General features: G+C 69.9%; 12 protein-coding genes and 1 pseudogene. 8 read left to right on the top strand and 5 right to left on the bottom strand.

The window, feature by feature from the left end:
• Window positions 1–48: 48 nt before the first annotated feature.
• Together ACOPJ3_RS01915 and ACOPJ3_RS01910 are read right to left on the bottom strand one after the other, a co-directional pair.
• Window positions 49–846, bottom strand: coding sequence for a Fic family protein (locus ACOPJ3_RS01915; RefSeq protein WP_427870140.1), 798 nt, complete (start codon window positions 844–846; stop codon window positions 49–51).
• Window positions 847–1,301: 455 nt separating this feature from the next.
• Complete coding sequence (locus tag ACOPJ3_RS01910) at window positions 1,302–1,769, bottom strand: hypothetical protein (RefSeq protein ID WP_427870139.1); 468 nt, start codon at window positions 1,767–1,769, stop codon at window positions 1,302–1,304.
• A 393-nt stretch (window positions 1,770–2,162) separates the two neighbouring features.
• On the opposite strand from ACOPJ3_RS01910, the pseudogene ACOPJ3_RS01905 reads away from it, so the two are divergent.
• A pseudogene (locus ACOPJ3_RS01905) lies at window positions 2,163–2,477 on the top strand (integrase core domain-containing protein); the annotation flags it as partial.
• On the opposite strand, the gene ACOPJ3_RS01900 reads toward ACOPJ3_RS01905, so the two are convergent.
• The 3 genes from ACOPJ3_RS01900 to ACOPJ3_RS01890 form a co-directional block, all read right to left on the bottom strand.
• Window positions 2,474–3,772, bottom strand: a complete 1,299-nt coding sequence (locus ACOPJ3_RS01900; RefSeq protein ID WP_427870138.1) for a lytic polysaccharide monooxygenase — start codon at window positions 3,770–3,772, stop codon at window positions 2,474–2,476. The pseudogene ACOPJ3_RS01905 and the gene ACOPJ3_RS01900 sit on opposite strands and share 4 nt — an antisense overlap.
• Before the next feature lie 189 nt (window positions 3,773–3,961).
• Entirely contained in the window at window positions 3,962–4,525 is a 564-nt protein-coding gene (locus tag ACOPJ3_RS01895) for a WHG domain-containing protein (RefSeq protein ID WP_427870137.1), read from the bottom strand.
• Window positions 4,518–5,234: an alpha/beta fold hydrolase gene (locus ACOPJ3_RS01890; protein ID WP_427870136.1), complete on the bottom strand. Its 717-nt coding sequence runs from the start codon at window positions 5,232–5,234 to the stop codon at window positions 4,518–4,520. Before ACOPJ3_RS01890 ends, ACOPJ3_RS01895 begins: the two co-directional genes overlap by 8 nt.
• A 285-nt stretch (window positions 5,235–5,519) precedes the next feature.
• On the opposite strand from ACOPJ3_RS01890, the gene ACOPJ3_RS01885 reads away from it, so the two are divergent.
• From ACOPJ3_RS01885 to ACOPJ3_RS01855, 7 genes are read left to right on the top strand one after another with little or no spacing between them, the layout of a single operon-like run.
• Window positions 5,520–6,092: a hypothetical protein gene (locus ACOPJ3_RS01885; RefSeq protein ID WP_427870135.1), complete on the top strand. Its 573-nt coding sequence runs from the start codon at window positions 5,520–5,522 to the stop codon at window positions 6,090–6,092.
• Between the two features lie 42 nt (window positions 6,093–6,134).
• A complete protein-coding gene (locus ACOPJ3_RS01880) occupies window positions 6,135–9,884 on the top strand; it encodes an MBG domain-containing protein (protein ID WP_427870134.1) in 3,750 nt (1,249 codons plus the stop codon).
• Between the two features lie 47 nt (window positions 9,885–9,931).
• Window positions 9,932–10,747, top strand: coding sequence for a class I SAM-dependent methyltransferase (locus ACOPJ3_RS01875; RefSeq protein WP_427870133.1), 816 nt, complete (start codon window positions 9,932–9,934; stop codon window positions 10,745–10,747).
• Window positions 10,744–11,946: a hypothetical protein gene (locus ACOPJ3_RS01870; protein ID WP_427870132.1), complete on the top strand. Its 1,203-nt coding sequence runs from the start codon at window positions 10,744–10,746 to the stop codon at window positions 11,944–11,946. Before ACOPJ3_RS01875 ends, ACOPJ3_RS01870 begins: the two co-directional genes overlap by 4 nt.
• Window positions 11,947–11,949: 3 nt before the next feature.
• Window positions 11,950–12,987: an ABC transporter permease gene (locus ACOPJ3_RS01865; RefSeq protein WP_427870131.1), complete on the top strand. Its 1,038-nt coding sequence runs from the start codon at window positions 11,950–11,952 to the stop codon at window positions 12,985–12,987.
• Window positions 12,984–13,685: an ABC transporter ATP-binding protein gene (locus ACOPJ3_RS01860; protein ID WP_427870130.1), complete on the top strand. Its 702-nt coding sequence runs from the start codon at window positions 12,984–12,986 to the stop codon at window positions 13,683–13,685. Before ACOPJ3_RS01865 ends, ACOPJ3_RS01860 begins: the two co-directional genes overlap by 4 nt.
• The gene (locus ACOPJ3_RS01855) at window positions 13,669–14,313 is read left to right on the top strand and encodes a Crp/Fnr family transcriptional regulator (RefSeq protein WP_427870129.1); all 645 of its coding nucleotides are present in this window, start codon (window positions 13,669–13,671) and stop codon (window positions 14,311–14,313) included. Before ACOPJ3_RS01860 ends, ACOPJ3_RS01855 begins: the two co-directional genes overlap by 17 nt.
• The last annotated feature ends 38 nt before the right edge of the window (window positions 14,314–14,351 follow it).

Here is a 14,351-nt window from a genome sequence, read left to right as displayed (position 1 = left end):
AGTACTCGGCGCCACAGGAGATGCAGATGCCGATACACAATCGTTCGCTTATGCGTCGGCTTCGTCGCTCGGCTCGCTCGACGGTATCTGCACCCACGGATTCAATTGGTCCTTGGGCCGCTGAACGCGGTTGCCGTTGACCCAATTGACCAGCACGCTCTTGAGCGCGCTCGATGCCACCGGCTGATTCATGCCGGCCGGCACGATGCCGAATCGCCGAAGCAGGTCATTCACCCCACCATGCTCGTTGAAGACGTATGCCTGAGCGAGGAAGTCGTTGAATAGTCGTACCGTTGACGGGTCTTTCTCGTCCACCGGGATGACGAGCATTTCCGGCTTGTCTCGCTGGAAGAGCAACGGCACATTCGCGGCAAACAGCGCAGTGCGCTTGTTCCCATCCATGAAGGGCTGAGCCTTGGCGATATTCACGAACAGCTCGATCGCCTGCTCATGAGGGTCATCGTGCGCGAGAGCCGCGTCGATGATCTGCTGCAGCGACTCATCGTCCTGGGCCGGCGGCTGGTGTTCCCCGTGAGGCGTCCAGACGCCGATCCCTTGTTCTGCTCGGCGGTATGCGCCTGGTTCCAGGGATCCGCTGCGGCGAATCGTGGCGTTGATCAACTTCACGAGGTCCACGTCGACGGAGCCCGAATCACGATCGACGATGAGCTGGGCGACGTCCCGCAGATCGAGAAGCAGCTCGAGGTCCGGTCGACTGGCGATGCCGGTCGTGTCACCTGAACGCAAAAACTCGGCCGTGCTGAGCCGCCCGGTCTGCAGGCCATCGAAGACCTTGCCAGACGAGTACACGACACCGGCGAGCTGAATGACGTTGATTCCAGTCATGATCCGCGTGCGCTCCTTTCCCGGGCATCAGATGAGCAGTTGGTTCTAGTCTCGCAGCTATTCGGGTGACGGGTAGGTCGCGGCACTTCGCCTGAGCGGTAACGCGGCACGGGAGCACATTGAGACCGGGTGGTCGACACGCACCAGTGGCTCGCCATTGATCATCAAATCGGTGGCATCAGGGCGAGCCACTGGTGAACGGTATGAGCTAACCCGACCAGCCGTTCTTGCCGTTCTGGGTGTCCTGACCAGCTGTACTCCCCAAATAGGTAGTGATGTGGAACACCGTTCTCGGTGGGACGCTCCCGCCCCCACGATTCTGAAATGTCCTCCAGCTGGGACTAACGCCAGAGAACCCGGCCGAGGCAAACGCGGGCACCCTCGCGCTTGAGTTTCGAATCGCGATCCGGAAATCCCAGATTCCAGCTTCGTTGCCCCAGTCAGTGCAGGCTCGATTAGCCTCCTTCTCCGGGCAAAAATGACATCGAAACCATCGTTCCGTTCGCGGCGCAGAGGGCGCGGGCCTCAGGTAGCTCTTCATGGAACTTTTCATCATTGCCATCGGTGAGGTGCCCTTGCATCTTCTTGAGGACAGTTGAGAAAGGCGTATCTAGGTCCGCCGCTGTGAGCCAGAGGTCCTTGAGCATCTGTTCCTGCGCCGCCTTGCCGGGTTCACCCGTGCCGGCATTCGAGAAACCTTTGAGTACTCGAATGTCGTAAGTCTCCAGCAGACTCAGCTGACCACATTGAAACGCGAGCGCTACCTCAGGCGCCACAGGTTCTTCGCCTTCCAGATATGGTGCGGAACCTTCAGAATCTGGCGGGTTCTCAGCTCCATCATCGGTCTGGTCAGACTTCTCGCTGGGGCTATCGCTTGGCACAAAGCAAGCCGTCAACGTGGTGAGCCCCAAAAGCACAAGCACTCCGGCCGAAATATGTGAAAGTCGCCTTAACATAGTCACCTCGCGTCGTCGGTCGGCGGAACGGATCGTCGCTGCGCCGGTGATGGAAGAAGGTATCAAGTGGGGGCAGCTGCCTGTTCCAAACTCAGGCCCAGTGTTCAGGCCTGAGCTAACGGGAGCTTTACCTAGCGGTAATGGATAGCAGATAGATGTGCGAACAACCGGGGCCAAATATCTGAATACGCAATACAGGGTCTATCCCGCCAACGACTACCTGCCTTGAGCGAGTGTTTGGGGAGGCCGACGTCACCTCGTCCCTACCCTTACTTCACTCTTGAAACGCCACGATGACCGATAGCCCCCGGCAGTGAGGTACGCGCGTGCACGCCCGGGCAGGAGCGTCCCCACCGCGCGGGTTTCGAGGTCCGCGAGGTCTTGACCGATAACGGCCCGTGTTACCGTTCCGGCGCGTTTGATGCCGCACTCGGTGATGGTGTCAAGCACCGATACACGCGCCCGTATCGGCCACAAACCAACGGGAAGATCGAACGGTTTAGCCGGGCCCTTGCGCCGGAATGGGCGTACGCGGCCACATATGGCAGTGATGAAGCCAGGGCCGCAACCTACGACACCTGGCTTCATCACTACAAGCATCACCGACCCCACAACGGGGTAGGTCGGCAGATTCCCTCAGACCGTGTTCACAACCTCATTAGGGACTACATCTAGCCGACGCGCTTCCAGAGCGAGCGGGCGTTGATCCAGCTCGGGTCACCGCTGCCGCGGTGCGTCTGCACCGCCTCGTAGGTCGAGCCGCGGTGGGTCACGCGGTCACCCTTGGTGTAGGAACCCCGCACCGACCAGGGCTGGATGCCCTGCTCGGGTGCCGGAGCCGGTGCCGGTGCCGGAGCCGGAGTCGGCTTCGGTGCAGGCTTCGGCGCGGGCACAGGCTTCGGCGCGGGGGCAGGAGCCGGAGCGGGCTTCGGCGCAGGAGCGGGCGCGGGCGCGGGCGCCGCGGCCTTCGTCGTCACGGAGAACACCTTGCTCGGCGCCGAGGAGTTGCCGTCGCGATCCACGGCGACGACCCGGTACAGGTAGCTCGCCCCGGCGGTGAGCCCGTTGTCGAGGAGCGAGGTCTTCGCGGTCGAGCCGATCTTCTCGAACGCCCCGCCCCGCTGGGCGCGGTACACGTCGTAGCGCTCGATCGACCCGCCGGACTCGAACCACATGAGGTCCACGCTCGTCGAGGTCGTGCCCATCGAGTGCAGGTGACCGGGCGCAGCAGGCGCAGCAGCCTGCGCAGGGGCAGGAGCCGGCGCAGGATCCGGAGCCGCGACCGGCGCGGGAGCGGGAGCCGGCGCGGGCGCGGGAGCAGGCGCGGGCGCGGGAGCGGGCTGCCCGGCCGTCCCGTTGATGTGCAGGTCGATGACGCTGTAGAACGCGTTGCCCGTGTCGTGCACATCCCAGACAGCGTAGATCACGTGATCACCGACGTGGTCGGCGGGAAGCGTCACCTGGTGGGAGCGTCCGTGGGGCGCTGCGCTGCCGTCGTGCGAGAACGAGGCGAGGGGTTCGAGGGAGGCGCGCGTGAGCGGCGCGCGCTGATCCCAGCCGTTCTTGGTGATGTAGTAGTGCCACTGCGAGGTGCGGTGGGGCGCGGTGTAGGTCCAGCCGACGTTGATCGTCTGTCCGACCGTGACCTCGTTCTCGATCCACCGCTCGGGGCTCTGCTCGTCGAGGTTGCGCGCCCCGGCGACGCCGGCGGAGGCGAGCTTCCCGTCGGCCGGACCGCCGGTCGACCGATTCAGGCTGAAGCCCTTTGGCCCCTCGACCGACTGCGGCTCCCACCGGATCGGCCCGAGGTCCCGGTTCGCCTGCATTGCGGCGCGGGCGACCACGTCCGACTGCCCTCCGCCGACGAAGCCGTGCGCGTTCGCGGCGGCCACGCCACCGCCGAGGACGATCGCCCCGACGAGTGCGGCGCAGGCGCCCGCCCGCGCGGCGGTTCTCACGTTCTTGTTCATGCTGTGCATTCCTTCTATCTGTGAGGATGTCTCGCTCGCCGAGGCACAGGATCGCCCCGGCCATTCAACGATTTCGGAATGCGGGCCCCGGCGAATCAGGCCGGGGCATGAACTTTTCTGTCATACCGGGGTGCGACGGGGCGGGGCGTTTGGCCCCTCTCGAGCCGTGCAGCCCCGAGACGGACCCGACTACCGACCCCACCCCACAAGCACCCCGTCCAGCGCGGCGACGATCCGCTCGAAGCTCGCCTCCACGCTGCGCCGCTGCTTGAACCCGTCGCCGCCCTCGAGCGCGATGAAGCCATGGAGCGTGGAGCGGATCAGGCGGATCGCGTCCGTGAGGTTGTCGCCCGCGAGGCCGTAGGCGCGGAGCGCCGTCGCCATTACGGCGATGAGCGCCTCAGCGGCCGCGCTCCCCTCGGCGTCGTCGGGATCCGGGGCCTCCTGCAGCGCCGCGTACCTCGCCGGGTGTCGCTTCGCCCAGGCTCGCAACGCTGCGGCGAGCGCCGCGAGAGCGGCCGCCCCTGAGAGCCCGGCGCACGCGGTCGCGAGCTCCGCGGCGGCCTCCCGGGCGGCGAGCCCGCCGATCGCGCGGCGGAGGTCTGCGAGGTCGGTGACGTGGCGGTAGATCCCCGGCGGGGTGACGCCGAGCTCCCGCGCGAGCTTCGTGATCGTCAATTCTTCGAGCCCGATCTCGTCGGCGAGCTGGGCGGCGCGCGCGACCACTGCGGCGCGGTTGAGTCGCTCAGCCACGGGCGCTTCCGCGCTCTGCCGCGTCGCGGAGGAAGGGGATGATCATGCCCGCAACCGTATCGGGCTGCTCGCCCTGCGGGTAGTGGCCCGCGCCGGGCACCACGCGGCGCTCGCCTCGCAGGGCAGCCGCGATCCACGCCGCCTCGGCCGCGGGATCCGGGAAGTCGCGATCCCGCTCCCCCATCACGACGAGCGTCGCGGCGTCGACCTCGGGCAGCGCCGCATCGGCTGCGGCGTGCGAGGAGCGCGCCGTCCGCTGGAAGGCGCGCCAGCGGCCGGGTCGACGGAGCAGCTCGAGCGCGCGGGCCGCGTGCTCGGCGTGATCCGCGGGCCGCCGCTCGCCGAAGAGCGAGCCGTAGTAGCCCTTCCAGGCGCCAGGGCCCCAGGGGCGCGCGAGCAGGATCCGCATCAGCGCTCGGCTCGCGGCCGAGCCGTGATCCCGCACGAAAGGCCCGATGAGCACGAGGGCGTCGCCCGCGCCCGCGGCGTCGTCGTAGGCGTCGAACTCGGCCGAGCTGTCGCCGTGGCCGCGGAGGTCCATGACCGCGACCCGGTAGCCTGCCGCGACGAGGAGCGGCGCCAGGTGCCGGAAGGAGCCGCGCGACTCCCCCATGCCCGGAATGCAGAGGACGAGGGGCCCGGATCCGGACACCTCGACGACGATCCGGCCGCCGCCGCGCGGGACCTCCACCAACTGGTTACTTTTCATAACTTGATGTTACGCCGCGTAACAAGTCGCGTCAAGGGCGCGCAGCGCCCGCGGGGAAATCGGCGTCCAAATTCAAGAATTCTGGCGACTGGTCAAGCTGAACGCAGATCTCCCTCGGAACGCAGCGCAGCGCAGCGCATCACCCACATCATCCGATCAAACTTTGGTAAGCCTCACCTTGGATAAGGTAACCATGGCAACCTTGACTTCATCAGATGAATGGAAGAGTGGCCTGCACCCGCCGCAATCCGGCCTCCACTCACCATCCTGCGCCTAAGGAGTTCCGTGTCACGCACACCTCGCGCCAATCGTTCCCGCTTCCTCGGGCTCGCGCTCGCCTCCCTCATCACCGCGACCTCCGCGCTCTTCGGTGCCGCCGGGCCCGCCAACGCCGAGTCTGGCCTGCAAGCTGGCAGCTATACCGTCTCCGCGAACCTCTACGTCGCCGCGAAGGACACGCCGATCGGCATGAACGCCTACGTCACGAACCCGGCGGCCCCGCCCTTCGGCTACCCGAGCACGCCCGTCTCGGCGAACGCGACCCTCGAGGTCCGCGCCGACGGCACGAAGCTCCTCACCGTCCCCATCGTGAACAACACCTTCGGCGTACTCGCCCTCCCCGCCGCCTCGACCGACGGCGCGGTGTCCGTCGCGAGCTCGGCGACCACGCCGTGGCGCACCGGGTTCGGCGGCCCGGGATCCCGCATCTCGACCGTCACCTTCGACGTCACAGGCTTCGCGGGTGGCAGCGCCGTCGCGACCTTCTCGCCCAGCCAGGAGTACGCGAACTTCTTCCTCTACCGGGGCTACAAGTCCTGGGACCTGAACCTCGTCGTCGACTTCGGCGCGGCCGCCTAGGCCTCCAGACCCACTTTCAAGCGCACAACGGAGCGATTCTTCATGCCGAAACTCCCCGGTCTCACCTCCTGGCTCGCGGGCCTCGCCGTGACCGCCCTCCTTCTCACGGGCACGCCGGCCGCCGCCCTCGCGGCGCCGCTCGACGCCCCCGCACCACCGTCTTCGACGAGCACCGAACCCGGCGCCAAGGAAGCTGCGGGAGAAAAGGCCCCCGGCTCGGAATCGGGCTCAGGGTCAGGATCCGGATCCGGCGCCGTCCCGACCGAGACACCTGCGCCGGCCCCCGCTCCGGATCCGGCACCGGCCCCGGCCCCGGCCCCGGCACCAGCATCGACACCGGCGCCGGAGTCGCCAACCACCTCACCCGCGCCCGAGATCGCACCCCCCGCTCCCGCCTCCGCCGGGACCGACCCGCTCGCCGAGCTCCTGGCCGGCCGCTCCGCGCTCCAGAACCGCGAGGCGCCGGCCTCGGCGGCGAAGCTCGCGCCGGGCACCTACACGGTGACGGCGAACCCCTACGTCGCGGCGAAGGACGCCCCGATCGGGGTGAACGTCTACATGTCCGACGCGGGCTTCCCGCCCATCAAGCCCCAGAAGCTCAACACGACGCTCCGGGTGGCGAAGGACGGGACCATCGAGGTCGACGTCCCCTTCAATCAGGAGATCTTCACGCTGCAGAAGATCGGTGACGGCGCGGACCTGCGCGTCAAGAACATCGTGCGCGGCGGCAAGATCGCGTGGGCCAACCTGACGCCGAACCCGCTGTACCCCGACCGGATCACCCTCGTCACGGCCGTGCTCGGCAACCACAGCGGCGAGTACACCTTCGGCGGGGCCATGCAGTACCCCGTGCCGCTGCAGACTGAGAAGCACTGGGACGTCCACCTGAACGTCGACTTCGCGAGCGCGGTGCGCCAGGTCAGCGGCGACTTCACCCAGACCTACCGGCACGCGGCGACGGGCGCGGAGGTCACGGTGGCCGCGGAGGCCGGCGACCCGAAGATCCCGGCCCTCACGGGCGCGACCCTCACGGCGAAGCACCCGGCGGGCGACCCGCAGCGCGCCGAGCGCGCCATCGCGGCCGAGTACGTCACGATGCCGAAGTTCGAGACCTGGGAGCTCGGGCTCGCGCACGGTGACGGCGCGATCGAGCTCGCTTCGATCGACCTCGGCGCCGCCCAGCGCACGACGGTGAAGCTCCCCGCCCCCGGCGCCGCGCCGACCGTGATGCGGATCGCGGACGGCAAGGCCACCCTCGTCTCCGGGGCGCGCCACGCCAACGGCACCGTGACCTTCGAGACCGAGCAGCTCGGCCTCTTCGCGCTCGTCGACACGAAGTCGGCCACGCGCTGGGAGCACACGAAGGGCTTCGCGAGCGATCTCGGGACCACGATGACCTACCGGACCACGGGCGAGGTCGACTGGGAGTTCCCGGGCATGGACTTCGCGTCGCTCGACTCGCTCGGCGCCTACTCCTCGGTTCTCGGGGAGGAGACCGACGCGACCCTCACCGCGCGCGCCGGATCGCTCGCCGGGGCCGGGTTCACGAACCCCGAGGCCCGCCTCTTCACCTTCGGCTTCGACCTGAGCTACGAGAACGTGCCCGGTGCGAACGTCGCGAAGCACCACGCCTGGGCGAATCCGCTCGGCGGGGGCAAGACGAGCCTCTCGGCCTCCGCCCCCGTCGCCGGCCCGGACAGCAAGGTGTTCCTCGTCTCGGGCACGGTCGGTGGCGGGCTCACGGCGGCGCAGGAGATTCCCTCGCAGGCTGCCGGATCCAGCGCGCTCTTCGACATCGTCCCGAAGGACACGGCGGCGGACTCCCCCGCCGCCATGATCCAGGTTCCGCTGTGGAACGCCGCGGCGGGCAAGGACGGAAACATCGACACGGCGCAGTCCGCCGGCACCCAGATCGCGTACATTGCGGTCGTCCGCGACCGGGCGACGCCCGTCGCGAAGCCCGTGGCCGCGCAGAACCTCGTCTACTCGGGGGCGGAGCAGACCGGAGTTGCTGCCGGATCGGGCTATGCGCTGAGCGCACGCCCGAGCGCGACCGACGCCGGCAGCTACCTCGCCCGCGCGACGCTGCTCGACGGCTTCGTCTGGGAGGACGGATCCACCGAGCCGGTGAGCCTGCCCTGGCAGATCGGCAAGGCGACGCTCACCGCGAGCTACGCGGGCGAACGGATCGACGCAGGCGCCAGCCCGCTCCTCGCCGTGACGGTCACCGGCTTCCTCGGCGCCGACACCGCGGAGAACGCGGCGGGCTTCACCCCGCCGAAGGTGCGCGGCCCCGAGCACCTCACCGCGGGCGGCAACTACGAGCTCACGCCCGCGGGAGGCACGGCCACGAACTACCGCTTCGAGTACGTCGGCGGCACCCTCACCGTCGCGGACAAGCCCGTGCCCGAGGGCATGAAGCCCGGCACCTACCGGGTCACGGCCAACCTCTTCGTCCCGGGTGAGAAGAACGACATCCTCGGCGTCACGGCCTACATGACGAACCCGAAGAACCCGCTCGTCGCGCCGAGCGACCCGAACTACGGGATCCCGACCTCGCCGGTGCGCGACAACGCGCGGCTCGTCGTCGGCCTGGACGGCACGCGCACGCTGCTGCTCGACGTGCCGAACCCGGCCTTCACGCTCGTCGAGCTCGGCGCGGCGCCCGAGGGCGTCACCGTCGTCTCGGCTCAGCGCGACGGCAAGGCCTACGGGTCCCACACCGACGGCCGGATCACGCGCCTCGTGATCGAGCTCGGCGCGAGCGACGGGAACCTCGTGTTCGCGAAGAGCGGCGTGTACGCGGCCCCGCTGCAGCTCGACAAGCGCTGGGATCTGAGCCTCGCCGTCGACTTCGCGAGCGCGCACCGCCTGAGCGATGTGACCGAGGTTCCGGATCCTGAGCCGGGCCCGAAGCCCGTGATCGAGCCCGGTCCGAAGCCTGGTCCCAAGCCGGGGCCGGCCCCGGTCGTGCGGCCGGTCGCCCCGGTCGCGCCCCCCGTCGTGCACCCGACGCCCGGCACGGCCGCCACGCAGCTCGCTCCCGGAAACTACGTCGTGAGCTCGAACATCTGGCTCACCCGCGAGGCCACCGGCCTGCCCCTGTCGCCGCACCTCACGAACGGCGCCTTCCCGCCGAAGGACCCGGTGACCGGCAACGCCACGCTGTCGGTCGCGACCGACGGCACCGGCAGGATCACGGTCCCGATCGTGATCCAGGACCGGATCATGACCGTTCGCAGCCTCTCGGGCGGCGGGATTGTCAGCACCTCGGGCGGTAATGCGGTGACGAGCGTCACCGTCGACCTCGGGCGCATCGATCCGAGCGCGACGTCGATCTCGCGCTCGATGACCGCTGCGGTCACGATCGGCGACCTCGCCTACAGCATCGGCGGCCCGATCTTCGGCGGCACCCGCGAGCACACCTGGCCGGCATCGTTCGAGGTGACGCTCGCCGGGGTGCCGACCTCGGGCGGCGGCATCGTGCCCGGCTTCGCGCTCGCGAAGATGCCGGGCGCGCAGACCGCCGACGAGCAGGCCGCGCTGCAGGCGCTCGAATCGGCGCGCGCGGCGAACGAGAAGTCGAAGCAGGCCGCGCGGGCGGGCGGCGAGGCGAAATCCGCCGTCGAGAAGGGCGGCGAGTCGCGCTCCGGGATCGCGGAGACCGCGAGATCCGGCACCGAGTTGCAGCAGTTCGCGATCATCGCGGGCGTCGGCCTCGCGCTCGCCCTCGCGGCCGGCACGGTCCTGCTCCTCAGGAGGCGGGGTCGCGAGACGGTCGACATCGAGTAGCCCGGCGCCCACATCATCCCCAACCCCATCTCGAAGGAGCCACCCACATGTCGAACACCCAGCCGGCCCTGCCGGAGCAGGATCGCCCGGTCGCAACCATGGCGGGCCACTGGCTGCTCGCGAAGCTCGGCAAGCGCGTGCTCCGGCCGGGCGGCCGCGAGCTCACGCAGCGGATGCTCGAGGCGGCGCGGATCGAGGGGCACGACGTCGTCGAGCTCGCGCCCGGGCTCGGTCACACCGCGCGCGAGATCGTGCTGCGCAAGCCGCGGAGCTACCGGGGCGTCGACTCGGATCCGGCCGCCGTCGCGCAGGTGAACAAGCGCCTCGGGCTCGAGGGCGCCGTGGTGCACGCGGACGCCGCCGCGACGGGCCTCGAGGCCGAGAGCACCGACGTCGTCTTCGGCGAGGCGATGCTCACGATGCACTCGGACCGCGCGAAGCAGACGATGATGGCCGAGGCATTCCGCGTGCTGCGCCCGGGCGGACGCTACGTAATCCACGAGCTCGGCCTCACCCCGGACGGCCTGCCGGAGGAGATCAAGCGGGAGATCCAGATGGCGCTCGCGAAGTCGATCAAGGTGAACGCGCGGCCGCTCACGAACACCGAGTGGCGCGCGCTGCTCGAGGGCGCCGGCTTCGAGGTGACCGAGGAGACGCAGTTCGCGCCGATGCGGCTCCTGCAGCCCAAGCGGATCGTGGCCGACGAGGGGCTCGGCGGCGCGCTGAAGTTCGCCGGGAACGTGCTGCGCATGCCCGACGAGCGGAAGCGGGTGCTCGACATGCGCCGCACCTTCACCGCCCACCGCGACGCGCTCATCGCCGTCGGCATCGTCGCGGTGAAGCCCGCGGCGCCCAGCGAGTGAACAGTCCCGCAGCGCCCGGCGGCCCGGTGATCCCGCGCCTCCCGTGCCACCCGCACCTCCCGCTCACCCGGCGCAGGCTCCTCACCGCGGCGGGCGCGCTCGGCGCGGCCACGGTACTCGCCGCCTGCTCCGGGCCGGATCCGCGCGCCGAGACGGGCCGCACCCCCGCGGCGGGCGCGGATCCGCAGGCCCCGCGCGAGCGGGCCGTGATGGGCTCGACCGAGGCGACGAGCGTGCGCGTCGGCCTCATCCTCGGCCCGCCCTCGATGGGCCTCAGCCGCTTCCTGCTCGCCGCGCAGGCCGGAGAGACCCACAACAGCTTCGACTTCGAGCTGATGGGGGTGGACTTCGCGGCGCTCGCGGCGCGCTTCAACCAGGGCGACTTCGACATCGTGACGCTGCCCTCGAACATCGGCGCGGTGCTCTACAACAACTCCGACATCACCACCGGCGTCGAGGTGATCAGCATCGGCAACCTGGGCGTGCTCTACGGCGTCACGACCGATCCGGGCGTCACCTCGCTCGCCGATCTCGCGGGCCGCACGGTCTACTCGATCGGGCAGAGCGGCACCCCCGAGTACACGATCGCGACCGTGCTCGAGGGCCACGGCCTCGCGGACAGCGTCACGATGGCGTACCGGGCGACTCCGTTCGAGGTGCTCAACCTGCTGCAGAACGAGCCGAATGCGATCGCCGTGCTGCCGCAGCCCTTCGTCGAGCTCGCGCGCACGATGGTGCCGGGGCTCCGCGCCCCCGTCGACCTCACGGCCGAGTGGGACGCCATGCCGACGAACACCACGAACTCGCAGGCCGTGACGACCCACACGATCGTCAACCGGAAGTTCCTCGAGGAGCACGAGTCGGCGGTCATCGAGTACCTGCAGCGGGCCGGTGCGTCGGTCGACTTCACGCTCGACCACATCGCCGAGGCCGCCGCCGTGCAGGAGGAGCTCGGCACCTTCCTGAACAACGACGTCGCCCGTGCGGCGATGCCGTTCTGCAGCCTCGTGAACCTCACGGGGGAGGTCATGCGCGACGCGCTCTCGGGGTTCCTCGCGGCGATCCACGCGCAGAATCCCCGCTCGATCGGCGGCGAGCTGCCGGGCGACGACTTCTACTACCTGCCGCCGCTCGGCGCGCTCGAGGCGGACGTGCGCGAGCTCACCGGCGGCCTCGATCCCGCCGAGCGGAGGGCGTAGGCGATGGCCGGCACGGGAGGATCCCGCGGGCACCAGCTCGCCTGGAGCGACGCCGAGCTGCTTGCGCTCATGCGCGAGCACGCGCCGGCCGGGGTCGTGCCCGAGGCGATGCTGCCCATGGTCCGGGAGCTCGTCGACGGCGGCGCCGATCCGCGCACGCTCGTCGCCGCGATCGAGGCGTCTCGCACCGCCGAGGCGGGTAGGGATATTGCCGCGCCGCCGCCGCTCGCACCGGCCGCGGATCCCGCGCCCGCAGCGGGCACTCGGCGCCGGCGCGGCTGGCGCCGGATCGCCTGGCGCTCGGCGATCGTGCTGTTCTGGCTCTCCGTGTGGGAGGTCGCCGACCGGCTCATCGACAATCGCCTCCTGCTGGCGGGCCCGATCCGCACCCTGCAGGCGCTCGCGGAGCAGATCCTGCTCCCGGAGTTCTGGGCGATCTCCGGCGCCTCGCTCGGACGGATCGCCCTCGGCTTCGCGGCCGCCCTCGTGTTCGGGATCCTGCTCGCGCTGCTCGCGCACCGCGCCGCCTGGTTCCGCGAGCTCATCGCGCCCGTGATGTCGGTCGCGAAGACGGTCCCGGTCGTGTCGTTCATCATCATGCTGCTGATCTGGCTCGGGGGCCAGGCGCTCACCTCGTGGCTCGCGTTCCTCATCGTCGTGCCGCTCGTGTACACGAGCATGCTGGCGGGGCTCGGCGCCGTCGGGCGGCTGGAGCTCGAGCGCGCCGAGGTCTACCGCGTCTCGCGCCTGAAGCGATTCTGGTACCTGTCGCGGCCGGCGTTCATGCCGTTCCTCACGAGCGCGTGCCGGGTGGGCGTCGGCATGAGCTGGCGGGCCGGGATCATGGCCGAGGTGTTCGCCGCGACCACGCAGTCGATCGGTAGGGAGATGTTCACGGCGAAGACGTTCCTCGACACCCCGACGCTCTTCGCCTGGACCGTCGTCGTGATGCTGCTCAGCGTCGCGTTCGAGCGGCTCGTCATGCTGCTGCTCCGGTTCCTGTCGCGGCCGTTCGGCGGCCTGCTCGGGAGCGCGTCGTGAGCGGGCCGGGCTTGCCTGGCGGGCCACGCATCGGCGCCGAAGTGTGGATCGACGGGCTCTCGAAGCGCTTCGGGCTGCACGAGGTGTTCCACGAGCTGACGCTCCGCATCGCGGCGGGCGAGCGCATCTGCCTGCGCGCGCCGTCCGGCGGCGGAAAGACGACGCTGCTCCGGATCCTGATGGGCCTCGAGCGCCCGGACGCCGGCCGCGTGACGGGCGCGCGCCCGGGGAGGATCTCGGTCATGTTCCAGGAGGATCGGCTGAGCGACCCCCTCACCCCGGTCGAGAACGTGGCGCTCCTGCACCCGGGCCGCCGCGTCTCACGGCGCGGGATCGCCGCCGAGCTCGCCCAGATCCTGCCCGCGCGCTCCCTGCACCAGCCCGTGGTCGAGCTCTCGGGCGGCATGCGCCGCCGCGTGGCGCTCGCGTGCGCGCTGCTCTTCCCGAGCGATCTCGTGCTGCTCGACGAGCCGTTCACGGGTCTCGACGCGGCGACGAAGCGCGAGGTCATCGACTTCCTGCTCGCGCGGCTCGGCGGCCGCACGCTCGTTGCCGCGACGCACGGCGACGAGGACGCGGAGCTGCTCGGAGCGCGCACGGTGCAGCTGGCTGGGGCGGCGGGGAGTGCGGCCGAGAGCGCGGCCGGATCCGCGACCGGTTTCGCGGCGGAAGGGATCGCCCGTGGTCTCACGCTTTGAGCCGGTGACCAGGCGCTCGCGGGTCTTCGCCGGCGTCGATCCGGAGCAGCACGGTGAGCTGCTGACATCAGTGCAGGCCGCGTCCCAGGGGTACCGGCAGGGCGAGAGCATCATTCGCATCGGCGAGACGGTGGCCTTCTTCCCGGTCGTGCTCGCCGGCAGCGTGCAGGCGACCGTGCCCCGCGGCAGCAACACCCAGATCGTCGAGCGATTCGGCCCCGGCGACTCGTTCGCGGAGGCCGTCGTCGTGAGCGGCAGCGCCTCCCCCGTCGAGATCGCGGCGCTCACGGACGCCCGGATCCTCCTCATCCACAAGCAACGCCTCGTCGCGTCGCCGCACCCGGGGGCCGCCGTGGTGCACGCGAACCTCGTGCAGGAGATGTCGCGAAAGCTCGTGCACCTGAGCGTGCGCCTCAATCTGCTCGCCGAGCCCAGGCTGCGCAGCAGGATCCTGATGTCCCTCGAAGACATCACCCCTGATGAGACGGGGTCGATCGCGCTGCCCTACAGCCGGCAGGACTGGGCAGACTACCTCGGCGTGAACTCGAAGGCGCTGCTCCGTGAGCTGCGCCGCATGCAGGACGAGGGCGTGATCACGCTCGACCGCAAGACCGTGCGCGTACTGTGAGCATGGGGGCCGCACCCGCGGGCGCGCGCATCCATCCG

Origin of the sequence: Leucobacter luti (assembly GCF_050310065.1) — a bacterium.
GTDB classification, from domain to species: Bacteria; Actinomycetota; Actinomycetes; order Actinomycetales; family Microbacteriaceae; genus Leucobacter; species Leucobacter luti_B.
The sequence above is the reverse complement of the archived record's forward strand: the minus strand, read 5'-3'. Positions and strand labels throughout refer to the sequence as shown.